The following is a 14,762-nucleotide window of genomic DNA, read 5'->3' as shown; positions in this document are numbered from 1 at the left end:
TTCAATGCCGCTATCCTCAGCGCTTCCGCTCACAAGGACATCCGTATGCGCCGCAACGCCCATCTGCCGACCCTGCTGGCGCTTGCCGCCGGCTATTTCGTGGTCGGTATCGCCTCGATGTCGGTGATCGGCCTCAGCGTGCCGCTGACGGTGGAGCTTGGCATGCCGGCATCGGCCGTGGGCGGGCTGGTCACCGCCTTCGCCATCACCTATGCGCTGGCGGCGCCGGCGATGCAGATCTTCTTCGGCGCCCATGCCCGGCGGCGGCTGATCATGACCGGCCTGGTGATCGTTTTCGCCGGCTGTGCGGTCTGCGCGCTGTCGACCGATTATGGCGTGCTGGTCGCGGGGCGGATCGTGATGGCGCTGGGGGCCGGCCTGGTCGGACCCACGGTTTCGGCCACCGGCGCGGCGCTGGTGTCGGAACATGAACGCAGCGCGGCCCTGGCCCTGGTGTTCGGCGGCATGACCGCCGCCGTGGTCGTGGGCGTCCCGGTGTGCAGCGTGCTGGGGCTCAGCCTGGGCTGGCGCGGTGTCATGTGGCTGATCGGCGGCATCGCCCTGGCCACGGCATTGGCCGCCTGGGCGACCGTGCCGCGCACCGCCCGTGGCGTGCGCACCGGCGCGCGGATGATGTTGCGCATGCTGGCCGACCGCAAGCTCGGCATGGCGCTGCTGGTGCCGTTGATGCAGATGTCGGCGGTGTTCGCAACCTATGCGCTTCTGGGTCCATGGATGGCGGCGGTCATCGGCAATGCCGATGGCAGCCTGCCGGCCAGTGCCGTGCCGACCGCGATGTTCATCTATGGCGCCGGCGGGCTGGTCGGCAATGCGCTGGGCGCCTGGATCGAGCGCCGGGTCGGCGCCTTCGCCACCCTGCGCATCACCCTGATCGCCCTTGGCGCCGGCTTTGCCGCGGCGCTGGTGGTACCCGGCGGGTTGTGGCCGCTCTATGTGCTGATGGGGGTCTGGGCGGTCACCGCGATGTCGTTCATGGCCCCGCAGCAGAAGCGCCTGGTCGATCTGGCCGGCGACCGCGCCGGGCTGGCGCTGGCGCTCAACGCCTCGGCGCTCTATGTCGGCATCTCGGCCGGGTCCAGTGCCGGGGTCGCGGTTCACGGCAGCTATGGTCCGGGCATGCTGCCGGTGGCATCGCTGATCTTCACGGCTCTGGCATTGCTGGCGCTTCAGGTCTCGCGCGGGCGCCGGCCGGCCTGAGGCCGGCCATCAGCCGCGGCCGAGGTCTGCGGCCGATGGCTGATGGCCGATGGCGCCGGTCAGCGGGCGAGCGGCTCCCAGTGATAGGCGATGCCGGGCGTGGCCCCCTCCCGGACCCGGCCGATGCCCGGCCAGGTGATATGGGCACCGGCGACCAGATAGCCCTGCTCCGCCGCCTCGGCCAGCGCCGCCCGCCGCGTCGTCCGCGCCTGCGGCTGGTCGACATCGAAGTCGATCGTGACATCCGGGTCGGCGAACTGCACCACCTCGCCATGGGTGATGTCGCCCCAGATCACCAGCCGCGCACCGCCATCGGCGACCACGATCGAGGAATGACCCGGGGTATGGCCGGCGCGCAGGATCGACCCCAGCCCCGGCACCGGCTCGGCGCCATCGGCGAAGGTCTGGAAGCGACCTTCGGCGCGATAGGGTGCCGTCGCGGCCAGGGCCTCGTCGAAGCTTGCCCGGGCGCCCTCGGGTGCGGCGGACCGTGCCTCGGCACTCAGCCAGTATTCGGCGTCACGTCTGGCCACATGCACGCGCGCGTTCGGGAATACCGCCTCGCCATCGCGGACGAGGCCGCCGGAATGATCGGCGTGGATATGGGTCAGCACCACATCGTCGATCTCGGTCACGGAATGACCGGCTGCCGCCAATGTCTCGGGCAGATGGCCCAGTTGCGGCCCCAGCAGATCACCGGTACCGGTATCGACCAGCACCAGCCGGCCATCCGGCATCCCGATCAGATAGGCATTGACCGCAAGCGGCACGGGTGAGGCTTGGCCCGCGCGATCAAGCGCCGCTTCGATCGCGGCTTTGGGCGCGCCATGCATAATTTCGGTCAGCGGCACCGGCACAGTGCCGTCCGACAGCGCCGTCACCGCGATGCGGCCGATATCCAGCCGATAGGGCGCCGGCAGGTCATCCGCCATGGCCGGGGCCGTGGCCAGGAACACGCCCAGCAGGGCCGTGATGGCAATCGGTCTGCGTGTCATGACAAGGATCTTTCTGAAGCGATCCGCCCCGCAGGGCTTGCGGCGGCTGATGCGTCAGGTATCAATGGCTGGGTCAGCAATCAAATCGATACGGCTCATGACATCCATCGACCATTTCAATTTACGCAGCTTCGACCTCAATCTGCTGGTCGCCTTCGACGCGCTGGTCGAGGCCGGCAGCGTCACCGCGGCGGCGCGGCGGCTGAAGATCGGCCAGCCGGCGATGAGCCATGCGCTGTCGACACTGCGCCTGCTGCTCGACGACGACCTGTTCGTGCGGGTGGGCCAGGCGATGCAGCCCACCGCCCGCGCGCTGGCGGTGGCAGGCCCTGTGCGCGCGGCGCTGGCCCAGGCTCAGGCGGCGCTGGCCACCCGCGACCGCTTCAACCCTGAAACCGAGCACCGGGTGTTCCGGCTCGGCATGACGAGCGAGCTTGAACTTCTGCTGCTGCCGGCGCTCACCGCCCGGCTCAGCACCCGGGCGCCGGGCATCCGCCTGCATGCCCGGATGGCCCCGACCCATCAGGTCGAGGCGATGATCGATACCGGCGTGATCGACCTTGCCGTCGGCTGCGCCATTGAACCGGCCAGCCGTCATCGCGGGGCGGTGTTGCGCGGCGCCAGCTTTTAGACATCCGCGCAACACCTTCTGGACAAAAAAATTTGAAGGCCGACGTTGGGAAGCGCCGGCCTTCAAATTTTTTGACGGTGGGGGGAGGGCTATCAGCCCCCCATACGGGCGGCAAGCGCGAGATCGATCTCCGTCGCAGCCTCGGCCGAAATGGTGCCGCTGTAGATCGCGACGGCCGCGATCGTGACCGCCGAGTAGCTCGAAAGCGTACTGTTGCCGCCGATTGCGAATGGGGCGGTCCCGACGCCGCCGGTATAGGCACCGCTGTCGACTTCTGCACTCGCACGCCGCAAATAGGCCGCTCCGCCGCCGTATCGTAGCCCGAGCACGAACGCGGCCCCAGCGCCGAGCCCCCCACCGGTTGTGAGATCCGAATAGGTCAGATTGCCGATAGCCGCCACGCCAGCAGACCCGGCCCAGCCGAGGCGCAGGCGGGTGGTCGATGTGGTCTCCGACCCGAGATATGTCTGCGCAGTACCGAGGATCAGGGGTACTGGCATACGCCCAGCAACTGCGACGTAGCCGCTGGTTGACGGAAGCACAGGCGCGATCAGCACATCATCGGCTCCGTCGAATATCACGCCCGGTGCGCCATCCGCGGCCGTCGCTGACCACGTCGGTCGGGCCGCGGATGAAGGGGCCATCGCGAGCCGGCGACGGCCGCGGCTGCGCCAGGACAAGACCGTCGACCCGTCGAGGGTGAGGCCGTGGTCCGCGGTCCAGACGTCGACGAGACCCGTCGTCGGCACCGGATAGGTAAAATCCGCGTCGGTCGGGTAGTCGCCTCCAGATAGGTCCGCACCCATCACGGTCAGGATTGCGCCGTTGTAGCTCATGTCAGACCTCCATCAGGCCGCGGACGGCCATCGCATAGATGTGCCCGGCGACACTGGACGGGTGCCGGCTGTCGTACCAGAGCCCGGCCGCAGCTGCGGCCGGGTAATCGTCGATCAGATCGTGCGCATTGATGAACTCGACGTGGTTGGTGTCGGCGGCGATCGCCGCCATCGCATCGCGATACACCGACAGCTCCGGTGACGCTGACTCGCCGTTGCGGGGCGGCGGCACGAGAATCACACAGCAGCGCGGGACAGCCGCATGAACGGCAGCGATCCAGGCGCGGACCGACGCTTCGAAGTCCGCGCCTGGATCGCCGGCACTGCGGTCGTTGGTGCCGATGGAGTAGATCACGATCTCAGGCTCAATGGCCGCGATCTGGGCAGCCGCCACTGCCCCCCAGCACGACTGGAAGTCGGAGGCAGTGCTGCCGCCGTTACCCGCCTTGGAGACCTCCATGCCCGCACCGCCGGCAGCATAGAAGCCGTGAAGCTCTACGGTCCCTGCGTTGCCGAGGGTGTCGACCGTCAGAGAATGTGGCGAGCCGCCATCCAGCCCGCTGATCACGTGTCGCAGCACAGCGCCTGTACCCGCCCCGTCGATCACCACCGGCGCGCCACTGTCGACGGTGATCGTGTGCCGCCCGATCGTGTCGCGATACCAGTGCCAGATCTCTATACACCGGAGACCTGTGATCGCGATGGTGCTGAATGTCCCGGTGGAGGAGAGCGCGAAACCGTCGATGGCCGCGGCGGCGCCATCCATGTCTGACAGCGTCCACCCTGACTTCGCGAAGGTCACCCCGCCAAGGGGGGCCTGCAGCGCAGAGAGGTCGGCGTTCATGCCGATCCATCCGGAGCCGCCCTCGCCCCAGGCATCGACCAGAGCCGACCTAATCTCGCCGGGCACGAAATACCGCTCTGTGTGACTGTCGCCGGTGATGATCACGCGCGCAACGCCTGTGCCGATGACTGCCATCTGAGCCCGCCTCTCCCGCCAGGAGCGAAGTCCTGCGCCGCTTGAAATCAGAGGTGCTGGCCGCGGGGCTGCCTCGGGCTGCCGAGCGACGGCGCCGTACCACACCATCTCTCGGATCGCAGGGTCGTACCCCATGAAGACGCGGCCGTCGCCGCCGCGCCACATGAAGGGGCTGGCATAAGCCGCGCGGCTGACCTCCATCCGAAGGGCGTCATCGACCTCAAATCCCAATGCGGTCGGCAGATACCCTGCCTCGGCGCGCGCTGCCCACAGCAGGTGTCGCCGCAGATCGCCGCGGTCGGCGATCAGAGGCACGCGCGCAGCGCCAATCCCAGCCGGCGCTGCACGGAGGGACCGCCCGACCTCGTCGAGCGCCGGAATGTCTTTTGCGACAAGGGCCGAGGCCTCATCGAAGCCCAGATAGGCATTCGCAACCGCCTCAACGCCGGGGAATGCCGCCCCGGTGAGTGCCTGAACTGACGACCCCAGAGATGCCAGCTGCGCTGCGATCGGTCCGTCCGCCGCCATCTGCGTACTAAGCCACGCGATCGGCTGACGCGCGGTCGAGCCGAAGCGATTGACCAGGACCTCATCGGAGATTGATGTGGTGGGAACGGTGGTCGTGGTGACGCCGGTCATAGCCGCCTCCTCTATATAATAGTGAGTGCATAGGGGCCGGCGACCGGCCCAGGAACGTCGTCGGCATTGAGCGGCTCAATCCAGACATAGTGCGTGCCCTGCGCCAGGCAGGCGGTGGTCTCGAGGTAGAGCACAGGCTCCGAGACGGTGCCGTCGAAGTCGGCATCGGCGAGCCACTCGACGGCGTCGTTGCCGGTGACCGCCTGGATGCGATCGACCTGAAGCCCATCCGCCGACACGGTAGCCGCCGGCCGGGGATAGCCGCCGGTCAGGCGCGGGGTGACGCTGCCTGCGGTGCGTCCAGTCATGCGATAGGCGATGCGATACCATTTCCCGGCTTCGAGGCCCGCGACCGCGCGCGCGACGGCATCAGCCGTCCCGGCGCTGTGAACTGCAGCACCGCCGCTGATCGACCAGCCGGCACCGGCCGTCCAGTCGGAGGAAGTGAAGGTCCCAGAGACCAGCGGCACGCGGGTCGTGTCGCCGATACTGGCCGTCACCGTCTGACCGGCTGGCGCGGCGTAGGGGGCACCGACCGCGTCCGTATCGCGATTTAGCACAGGGGTTGTCGACCGGTAGACCTGCACCTGCGTCGTGGCAGGGTCCGTCGCCGCCAGCGTGATCACCGCCCCGCCGAGCACGGCCGTCACCTCGATCGCGTCGGGGTCGAGGGCCGCCGGAATAGCCGCATCGTCCTCGCCGATCGTGACGGTGATGACGGGGGTGTAGGGGCTGGCGATCCCGAGCACCGAGAGGCCGCGGGCCCGCAGTTCCACGGCCTGGCCGGCTGCATAGCTGGTCAGGCTGCCGCCGCCATTGGCGACCGGGATCGTGACGGTGGTCCAGGTCGCCCCGCCCGCGAGGCGATGGTCGATTTCGAAGCTGGCAGTGGGCACTGCGCCGGTGCCCGCCTCGATCAGATAGTCGATCTGGGTCGACGTGCCGGTGCCGACGACCCCGCTCGCGACAGCTGTGAAGCGCGGGGTGCTGGGCGGGATCTCCTCGGCCGGGATCTCGGCGCCGACCCGGCCGGTCCATTCGGGGATTTCGTCGGCGTCGAGCAGCTGGTCGATCTGGGGCGCCTCGTCCACCATGCTCAAGATACTGTCGCCGTCCTCTGTCGCCTCGACGCGGGTGACGATGACGGGATAGACGCCCTCCGTGGTCGAACCGAAGAGCACGATGGACCCGGGGCGCGGGTCCGGCCCTGGTCCGGCGAAGACGATGACCTTGGTCTCCCCCGGCTGGGTGGTAACGATCCGAAGGACCGATGTCCCGACAGTGTCCTCGTCGCTCTCGAACACGCGATACCGCAGCCCGTAATGCTGCCCTGCCTCCATCGTGACGGTCTCGTCGAGCTCGATCAGCGAGCCGACGACCGACTTGACGCGGGCGTCCCTTTGCGCCGCCCCAAAAAGGTGGTGCGCGAGCAGGACCTTGTCTCCGCGGGTCGCCACCCGCAGCGCCCCCTGCTGAGTGGCGGTATAGATGTCGGGGCGGTGGATCACTTCATACTGCCGGCGCCGGGCCTCACGCCAGACGATCGCCGGGTCGGTGAGGCCGGGCAGAGACAGGGCCTCGGTCAGCTCGATCGGGCCGTCATAGCCCGGCCAGCGGACGATCCGCTCGGCCCATTGATAGTCCGCCGAGGCATCCCGGAAGCGGACCCTGAATGCGTGCGGCGGCTCGACATAGGTCCTCGTGACGCGGACATCCCAGCAGGATCGCGGCGTCAAATGATCGACGATCAGCTCCTGCGGCTCGTCGATCGTGACCGTCCAGCGAGCGCCGTCATGCCGCGGTAGTGCCCGACCGGCCGCCGCGATCTCCCTGAGGATGTCGCTGACGGTGGTGCTGTCACTCTCAGCGACCGAGTCATAGGTCAGAGACCGCACCCGGCAGAAGTCGTGCCAGCGCCGAAGCTGATCGAGGTCGATCTCGCTGTCGGGCACCGGCTTATGGCCGCTCTGAAGCACATGCCGATAGAGGCTGGCCGGATTGCGGGTCGCCCGCCAGACCCAGCTCTGACTGACGTGATCCCAGTCCCAGCAGATACGGCTGCACAAGCCGGAGACGTTGTCGAGCTGCCCGGACAGCTGATAGCTCGCCATGACCCGCATATCCCAGCCCGCGAGCGGCCGGTCATAGGCGATCGGGTATTCAGGCCGGAGCGTTTGGAGGATCGCCCAGGACACGCGGCGCTGTATCTTGCTGTCAGTGCTCTCTGGGGTCAGCAGGGTACACCGGACCTGCCAGCGGCCGCGCGTGGGGAAGCGCCACTCGTAGGACCGATAGAAGGTCCACGACTTCGAGGCGGCCACCTCAAGCGTCACGACAAGCTGCCACTCCTCCGCAGTGACCGGCCGCTGGTCGATCCGGATGGATACGGTCTCCGATTGCCGCCCACCCTTGTCGTTGTACCGAAACAGGCCGCTCGGCCATCCGAAGATCAGCCGTGCGCCGGCCGCGTCGGCGCCGGCGTTGCGCACGACCGGCGTCTCGATCGCCGGCTCACCTGAGATCACGTCGCCTCGGTCGTCGCGCGGCAGCGGCCTCGTCAGCTCCACGCCGACCCGAGCCTCCGCGGCCTGATCTCGGACGAGGGCGAAGGGGGCATCGGTCGACAGCCCCTCGCGGATCCCGATCTCGATGTGTCGATAATCGGCGATCGAGGTCTCGCCGATGCGGACATCGGAGATCAACACCTGCCCTTCACCGACGATAAACAGACCGCGGACGTACTGGTCGTCGCCGACGATCTCCGTATAGGGCAGCGCCCCGAACGGCGGCGCGTAGCGCATGGTGCCGAGCACCACCGGGACCGACCCGTTTTCACGCAATTCGTTGCGCCACCCACTTATCTGATACGTGTTCCGCGTCTCCTGACGTTCCGGCGTCGCCGGCGGGATGAGCGCGTTGATCAGCAGTGTGCCGATGGCCGTCACCGCGACAGCGGCGGAGGCGGCCGCCACCGCGTAGCCTACCGTCCCACTTTCGAGACCGAGAACCGTCCCGGCCCAGTACTGGCCCGCCGCGACGGCCGCAATCGCGACCACCACCGTCAGGATGGTGCGCAAGTCGAGCTTGTCGGCGATCACCCGGATGATCACCCGCGCACCGGGCCGTGGCCGAACCCGGTGCCACAGCTCCGGCAGCAGGATGTCAGACGCCTGATCGCTGACCAAAGCGACTCGGCACTGCTGCTGAGCGACCGCGGGGGGCAGGTGCGGGACAGCGGCCGAGACGATCTCGGCGACCGTCAGACCCTCCGGCAGGTCCAACACGATGCGGCGGCTGCCCGGATCAAACTGTGAGACTGTGAGGGTCTTGGTCATGCCTCGGCCCTCGACACCAGGGCCGAGTGCCGATAGTGCCCGGCGAGGCGCGCCCGCCAGGGCGCCTGGTCGTAGCGCTCATGAACCGAGGCAGTGCCCGCGGCGACGTGAATCATGAGACCCGCGCGGACCATGACACCAAGATGGGTCTCCAGTCGGCCGCGGCGGAACACCGCGATGTCGAATGGCTGCGGCACGTCCACGGCGACCCAGAGCGGCGACGACGTCGCACCCGCGATCACCGCCTGAACCTCCACAAGCTCATCAGTCGACGCATACCCTTGGTATGCTGGCAGCTCGATCGCGAGCTGCTCGCGATAGATGAGACAGGCCAGGCCCCAGCAGTCGAGACCGTCGCGGGTTCGGCCGTGATCCAAATGCGGCAGGCCGACATATCCATTGCTCCACATCGCCTGACTCATAGATACAGCCCCGGAAACCGGCTTCTCGACATCCGGCCCGACGGGTACCTCTCAAGCTCGATATGCTCGCGAGACATCGAGAGGACGATTTCGCCGGCCGACGCGTCGGCCGTCGTTAACTGCAGCTGGGTCCACTCCTGCTCCATGGCGTCAGGCGTGGAGGCGAAGCCCACTCCCATCGTCACGGTCGCCGGTGTCCTGAAGGACCTGCAGATGTCGATCATCGCCGGATCGATTGTTTCCAGGACCAGCCGCGCCTGTGCCGGCTGGTCGTCGATATCCGACGGCACGAGCGCCGACGCCATCACCCAGATGAAGGGCTGGGTGATTGGATTGGCCCCGCGCCAACTGGAGCGGGTTCCTCGCACGTGAGGATCGCGCTGAATTTCGTCGGCATTGTCAGTGCTGAGCCGGATTGCGTCCCCGAAAACCGGGTCGCCAGTCAGCAGCGGGTGCCGGATCTCGATCAGCACCACCTGCACCTGATCGTCGGTCAGCGCCTCCTGAGAGGCCCTCACATTGAGCGATACTCGTCTCATGGCAGCACCTGCACGCCGAAGGAGATCACGAACTCATTGCCATTGATGGCCTCGGACGGGACATCACGGCCCCACAGGCAGGTCCAGATGCGCGCCATCAGCAGCGGCGAGCCGACGCCGGTCAGCAGGGGGGCCCCGTCGGCGGAGCGCAGTGGCCATCCGTCCGAGGTCGGGTCCGGCATCTCGAACATCAGTGATCCGTGCCGGCAACGGTCCCGCCAGAACTCCCAAAACACGCCCTGCTGCTGACGGGTGAGCGTCAGCGACATCGTGACATCGGTCGCGACGGCGCTGTACCGCCGGCTGTAGCCGGTCGGGCCGGCATCGGCCTGCCGGGCCTGCCGCGGGTCCTGCGGCCGGTACTGCCAGCCCGATCGATCCGGGCGCGGGAGGGTGACGGGCCAGATCATGATCATCCGCGATCGACCCCCAGAGGCTTGAGGCCATAGGTCTGCGCCATGGCCCGCTGGGCACCGGCGCCGGGCTGAGACACCGCCTTGCCGACCCGCTCGCCGATCACGAAGTCGATCTGACGTTGTCCCCGCGCGTCCGTGCGCTCGCGCGTTTCCACGGACGCCCCGCTGTAGTTGTGGACCGAGATCGAAACGGGCTGCTGCGCCTGCTGCTGACCGGTCGTTGCCGCGGCGGCCGCGTTGATCACCGTCAGCTGCGTCCGCGCTGTCAGGATCTGACGGGTGAGATCGGCCGGCACAATCGTCGACGGCCCCGTGTATTCGATCTCGGGCCCCTGTTCGCCCACCAGGCGAAGGCCGCCCGAGTGATGGCCGCCCGATGCGAAGCCCGGTATCGACCCGATCAGCGACCCGATCAGCCCGCCGCCGCCGCCGCCGCTGAACAGGCTGCTCAGGCTCGACCCCAGCCAATCGAGCCCCTGGCCGAAAAGGCCGAGCCCCGACGAGCTCTCTTTGGCCGCGGCGCCCAGATCGCCCATGGCCTCGGCCGCCTTGGCCGAGGCCTCGTCGACGACGTCGTTGGCCGCGCCACCCACCAGCGACGGCCCGGCCGCCCCGACCACCCCGGCGCCGGTGACGGTCACCGTGCCGGCCGTGACGGTCATGGCGGCGGTCGACATCGCGGCCGCGGCAGTGGACAGCTGCGGGTCGATGGCTGCGGCGGCATCGACTGCGCCGCTTCCGCCGGTCAGGCGATCCCAGATGCTGGACAGCCCGCCGATATCGCCGACAGTCGCGTAGTCCGTGCCCAGGACGGCGTTTTTGATCGGGTTCGAAATCCCCTGCTTAAAGAGCGAAGACGTCAGATCCTGGGCAAAGCTGTCACCCAGCCCGCCGAGATCGCCCTTGCGCAGCGCCTCAACCGCCCCATCGATGGCGTCTTCCGCAGCGCCTCGAAAATCCGACCATGCCTCCGATTGCCGCTCGACCTCGCGCCGCTGCTCAGCCAACGCGCGGGTTTCCGCTCGGATCTGGTCCGCCCGATCCGAGCGCGGGTCGATGCGCTGCCGCCGGATCTCGCGCTCGGCTTCGAGGAGCGCGATGCCACGCTCGCGGTCCTCGTTGCTCGCCCCGATGAGGGCGCGCTCGACCCGCAGCTGTTCCAGCGCCTCGGCGTGGGCCCGAATGTAATCCTGCCACCCGGTCGACCGGGTCGCCTCGCGCTCAGCAATGGCCCGGCCCTCATAAGCGGACCTGGTCTCGGCGATCAGCCGCAGCAGCGTCGCCTGCTGGTCCCCTTCGGCGGCGGCCGCCGCCGTCGCCAGCGCCCGCAGGGTCACCTCCTCCTGCAGTAAGCGGGTGACGTCCTCGGCCCGCACAGCCCCGGCTTCGACTTGCCGCGCCAGCCGCTCCCGGATCTGGGTCTCGGTGCGCAGGTCGACCAGCTGGCCGGTTGCCGTGCCGATCTGCTGGGCCCGCGCTGCGGCAGCGGAAGCGGCCCGGGTGCGCTCGATGATCCGCAGCAGCACCTCGCGCTGAGCGCCTTCGGCGGCAGCGGCAGCGATCACCAGCGGCCGCAGCTCGATCTCTTCGCGCAGGCGGCGGTTGGCCTCGTCCTGGGTGCTAGCCCCGGCCGCCACCTCGGCATTCAGGCGCGCCCGAACTTCAGTCTCCGCACTCAGATCGGCCAGATTGCCGACCGCGGACATCATGCGCTCGGCCGACGCCATTCCGGCGTAGGCGGCCCGGGTGCGCTCGATGACAGCCAGCAGCCCCTCGCGGTCGCGGCCTTCCGCGATCACGGCCGCGGCCACCAGCGGCCGCAGCGCCAGCTCGGCCTGCAGGCGAGTGTTGGCCTCGTCCTGGGTCATGGTCCCGGCCGCGACCTGGGCCGTCAGTCCGGCACGGAGGTCAGCTTCGGCGCGGAGGTCTTCGGCCTGGGCGCCGGCCGTCGCCAGGGTCTCGGCGATCACCTTGGCCCGGGCGCGCGCTGCCGAGGTCTCCGCCTCGGCGGTCGAGACTTCCTGGTCTGCCATCTGGAGGCGGGTCCGCCGCGCCTCCAGCTCAGCGCGGAGCAATGGGTTGCGCTCGGCCGCGATCCGGACATCGAGCTGATCCAGCTCCACCAGACGGGCTTGACGGGTTTCGAGGCCGGCGAGCGCGTTGCTCTTGGCCTCGATCGCCCGGTTAATATCCGCCACCTGCGTCGCGTCGAGCCCGGTATCGACGAGCCCTGCCTGCAGGGCCGTGATGTCGTTGCGCAGTCCCTCCGCCTGCCGGCGGCGCGCCGTCGCCGGTGACTGGTCGGCGATCCCGGACGCGGCCGTGCCCAGGCGGCCGAGGCGCGCCTGCCGCTGCGCTTCATCGCGCCGGGCCTGCTCCGCGAGCAGGCCGTCGAGCTCCGTTTGAAGCGCCTGCCGCGCCGACTGGCTCTGGCGCGGCTGCCACTTATCCAGCTGCCCCTGGATACGACTGATGCGCTCTTCCAGATCGGACGGGCCATAGATCGCCCGGTCGATCGTCTCGCCGACCCACTGCCAGGCGTCCGAAGCACCACGGCTCACGGCACCCCAGGCACGCCCCCAGGCCGTCGTCGCCTCCGCAGCATCCGCCAGCCGCTTCGGGAGCGCGGCGAGGAGCACTGACTGCGCGTCAACGAGCCGATTTTGACTGGCGAGCTGCGTCGCATAGCGCGCAGTCGCCCCGTCGATCAACCCGTACTGCCGCCACAATTTCTCGGCGGCCGCGGCCGGGTCGCTGAACAGTTCGGCCAGTGCGTCGCCCGCACTGGCCGCGTCGATACCGATCGTGGCGGCGAAGTCCTTCGACACGCCGATCAGGCCCGCGATGACCTCGCTGCCGATCTGCCCCGAGCGAAGGAAGGCGGCCTCCATGCTCCGGGCTGCGGCGATGCTGATCCCGGCCGCATCGGCCCCGGCCCGGGCTGCCGCCTCCATCTCGCCGGCGGATCCTGCGACCGCGGCGCCCAGGCCGCGCGCGGCGGTCGCGACCTCCTTGGTCGATGTGAGGTACGACCTCCAGGCCAGCAGCCCGCCGCCGACCACGGCGGTCACGCCACCGACGGCGACCCGGGTCAGCGTCAGAGCGGACGTCAGAGCCTGCATGGTGGCGCCGACCGATCCGTAGATCTGGACGATCTGCGGCCCCTGCTGAAGCAGGACCTGCGTTGGCGACATGCCGAGCGCCAAGCTCTGGAAGACATCGTTGAGCTGATAGGTCAAGTTCCGGGCCTCGTGGCCCGTCAGTTTCATCGACGACGCGTGACCTATCATCACGGCGTCAGAACGCTGGATGCGCTCGATCGTCTCGTCATAGGCATAGCGCACCCGTGTCTGGGCGGCCGCCGCCTCGTCCCGGGTTAGTGCTCCAGCCGCCTCCGCATCCTGAATGCGCTTGACCTGCGCCTCGTAGTCCCGCTGCGCGGCGATCGTCGGCACATAGGCGGCCCGAAGGTCGTCGAGCGTGTCGGCGGATGCGAGCAGCGCCGCGTCCGCCCGGCGGATCCGCTCCACAGATTGATCATACGCGCGCTGTTGGCGCTGGATGGCGGCCGTCGCCTGATCGGCCGACAGGGCGCCGGCTGCCTGCGCGGTGCGGATGTCAGCCAGCACCGCCTCATGGCGCCGCTCGGCCGCATAGAGCGGATCGTGCGCGGCACGCATCTCGTCCAGGCTGCGCACCTGCTGCTGGGTCGCCTGATCAGCTGCCTGAAGCCGCGCCACCGTCTGATCGTGAGCGCGCTGCTGGCGTTGGATCGCTGCCGCCGCCTCATCCGCCGACAGGGCGCCGGCTTCCTGCGCGGCCCGGATGTCAGCGAGGGCCGCCTCGTGACGGCGCTCGGCCGCATAGAGCGGAACATGGGCGGCGCGCAGCTCGTCGAGGCTGCGGGTCTGTGCGACCACAGCACCGTCCGCACGCTGGAGGCGGTCCATCGTCTGATCATAGGCCCGTTGGAGCCGCGCCTGCGCCGCCGCGCTCTCCTCGGTGCTGATCGCGCCCTGACCCTCAGCCGCCTTGATGCGCTCGATCTGAGCCTCATAGGCCCGCTGAGCCGCATAGACCGGCACATAGGCGGCACGCAGATCATCGAGCGCTGCCTGCGTCGGGCCGGTGTCGGGAACTGGTATGTCGGCCGTCTGGCCGGCCGGCGCCCCGGCCGTGGCGCGGAGCTGCTGCTGAGCCGTGACCCGATCTTTGACGGCAGCGGTGGCCTGCGCGGTCGCCCGCGCCTCGCGCGTGGTGGCAGCTTCCAGCTGGACGGCCGCGGCGGCTGCCGCCCCGGACTGGGTGCCCAGATGTCCCAGATCGGTGGTGATCTGCGAGACGGCAGTCGACAGAGCCGACGTATCCGCCTTGAACAGCAGCTCCACCGAAAATGATCTGGACGCGGTCATTGACGACCCTCTGCGAAGGCGGACAGGGCGGCGGCCTCCATATCCTGGATCTGGTCGAACACGTGACCGTCAGGATCTGACACTCGAAGACGGCGCATGACGACATCGATGGCAGGATAGTCGAGGCCGAGGTGGTAGAGGCCGGCAGGCGTGGCCAGCATGCGCCATTGCGTTTGACACCCAATGAACACCCGCAAAGCCTCCCAGTTGCAGGGCCAGACCTCGTAGACGTCCCGATCGGCGGCGGCAGATGCGGATGATGGTGCGATCTCCGCACCCATCGCCCCGAAGTCCGCCGCCAGCTCCTCGTCCATCTCGATCGGCCGGCGGCTGTCCGCGC

The 14,762-nt window shown here is 68.8% G+C and carries 10 protein-coding genes and 1 pseudogene; 2 read left to right on the top strand and 9 right to left on the bottom strand.

From position 1 onward, the window contains the following. The first annotated feature begins 45 nt into the window (after window positions 1–45). Window positions 46–1,218 (top strand): MFS transporter, encoded by a 1,173-nt coding sequence (locus WG924_RS22750; RefSeq protein ID WP_345935344.1) that lies wholly within the window; start codon window positions 46–48, stop codon window positions 1,216–1,218. Between the two features lie 59 nt (window positions 1,219–1,277). On the opposite strand, the gene WG924_RS22745 is transcribed toward WG924_RS22750, so the two are convergent. Further along, on the bottom strand, window positions 1,278–2,213 hold the full coding sequence (locus tag WG924_RS22745; RefSeq protein ID WP_345935343.1) for an MBL fold metallo-hydrolase: 936 nt from the start codon (window positions 2,211–2,213) through the stop codon (window positions 1,278–1,280). Window positions 2,214–2,310: 97 nt separating this feature from the next. Between WG924_RS22745 and WG924_RS22740 the strand changes: the two are divergent. Beyond that, window positions 2,311–2,811, top strand: a pseudogene (locus WG924_RS22740) (LysR family transcriptional regulator); the annotation flags it as partial. A gap of 125 nt (window positions 2,812–2,936) precedes the next feature. On the opposite strand, the gene WG924_RS22735 reads toward WG924_RS22740, so the two are convergent. Genes WG924_RS22735 through WG924_RS22700 form a run of 8 tightly spaced genes read right to left on the bottom strand, consistent with a single transcriptional unit; the run spans window position 2,937 to window position 14,736 of the window. Next, window positions 2,937–3,680: a hypothetical protein gene (locus WG924_RS22735; protein WP_345935342.1), complete on the bottom strand. Its 744-nt coding sequence runs from the start codon at window positions 3,678–3,680 to the stop codon at window positions 2,937–2,939. 1 nt (window position 3,681) lies between these two features. Continuing rightward, window positions 3,682–5,298, bottom strand: a complete 1,617-nt coding sequence (locus tag WG924_RS22730) for an SGNH/GDSL hydrolase family protein (RefSeq protein WP_345935340.1) — start codon at window positions 5,296–5,298, stop codon at window positions 3,682–3,684. A gap of 11 nt (window positions 5,299–5,309) precedes the next feature. After that, window positions 5,310–8,633, bottom strand: coding sequence for a TipJ family phage tail tip protein (gene gpJ, locus WG924_RS22725; RefSeq protein WP_345935339.1), 3,324 nt, complete (start codon window positions 8,631–8,633; stop codon window positions 5,310–5,312). Continuing rightward, window positions 8,630–9,055: an NlpC/P60 family protein gene (locus WG924_RS22720; protein WP_345935338.1), complete on the bottom strand. Its 426-nt coding sequence runs from the start codon at window positions 9,053–9,055 to the stop codon at window positions 8,630–8,632. Before WG924_RS22720 ends, gpJ begins: the two co-directional genes overlap by 4 nt. Continuing rightward, complete coding sequence (locus WG924_RS22715; protein ID WP_345935337.1) at window positions 9,052–9,594, bottom strand: hypothetical protein; 543 nt, start codon at window positions 9,592–9,594, stop codon at window positions 9,052–9,054. Before WG924_RS22715 ends, WG924_RS22720 begins: the two co-directional genes overlap by 4 nt. Then, window positions 9,591–10,010 (bottom strand): hypothetical protein, encoded by a 420-nt coding sequence (locus tag WG924_RS22710; protein WP_345935336.1) that lies wholly within the window; start codon window positions 10,008–10,010, stop codon window positions 9,591–9,593. Before WG924_RS22710 ends, WG924_RS22715 begins: the two co-directional genes overlap by 4 nt. Further along, complete coding sequence (locus tag WG924_RS22705; RefSeq protein WP_345935335.1) at window positions 10,007–14,422, bottom strand: phage tail length tape measure family protein; 4,416 nt, start codon at window positions 14,420–14,422, stop codon at window positions 10,007–10,009. The genes WG924_RS22710 and WG924_RS22705 overlap by 4 nt, the downstream gene beginning before the upstream one ends. Next, window positions 14,419–14,736, bottom strand: coding sequence for a DUF1799 domain-containing protein (locus tag WG924_RS22700; protein ID WP_345935334.1), 318 nt, complete (start codon window positions 14,734–14,736; stop codon window positions 14,419–14,421). Before WG924_RS22700 ends, WG924_RS22705 begins: the two co-directional genes overlap by 4 nt. Window positions 14,737–14,762 lie beyond the last annotated feature (26 nt).

The sequence above is a fragment of the Tistrella arctica genome (assembly GCF_039630945.1).
Classification (GTDB): domain Bacteria; phylum Pseudomonadota; class Alphaproteobacteria; order Tistrellales; family Tistrellaceae; genus Tistrella; species Tistrella bauzanensis.
This window is presented reverse-complemented; position numbering and strand designations above follow the sequence as displayed.

Excerpts from the sequence above, each read along its gene's own strand:
- WG924_RS22750 (WP_345935344.1), top strand. The coding sequence starts at position 46 with ATGCGCCGCAACGCCCATCTGCCGACCCTGCTGGCGCTTGCCGCCGGC.
- WG924_RS22745 (WP_345935343.1), bottom strand. The coding sequence starts at position 2,213 with ATGACACGCAGACCGATTGCCATCACGGCCCTGCTGGGCGTGTTCCTG.
- WG924_RS22735 (WP_345935342.1), bottom strand. The coding sequence starts at position 3,680 with ATGAGCTACAACGGCGCAATCCTGACCGTGATGGGTGCGGACCTATCT.
- WG924_RS22730 (WP_345935340.1), bottom strand. The coding sequence starts at position 5,298 with ATGACCGGCGTCACCACGACCACCGTTCCCACCACATCAATCTCCGAT.
- gpJ (WP_345935339.1), bottom strand. The coding sequence starts at position 8,633 with ATGACCAAGACCCTCACAGTCTCACAGTTTGATCCGGGCAGCCGCCGC.
- WG924_RS22720 (WP_345935338.1), bottom strand. The coding sequence starts at position 9,055 with ATGAGTCAGGCGATGTGGAGCAATGGATATGTCGGCCTGCCGCATTTG.
- WG924_RS22715 (WP_345935337.1), bottom strand. The coding sequence starts at position 9,594 with ATGAGACGAGTATCGCTCAATGTGAGGGCCTCTCAGGAGGCGCTGACC.
- WG924_RS22710 (WP_345935336.1), bottom strand. The coding sequence starts at position 10,010 with ATGATCATGATCTGGCCCGTCACCCTCCCGCGCCCGGATCGATCGGGC.
- WG924_RS22705 (WP_345935335.1), bottom strand. The coding sequence starts at position 14,422 with ATGACCGCGTCCAGATCATTTTCGGTGGAGCTGCTGTTCAAGGCGGAT.
- WG924_RS22700 (WP_345935334.1), bottom strand. The coding sequence starts at position 14,736 with ATGGACGAGGAGCTGGCGGCGGACTTCGGGGCGATGGGTGCGGAGATC.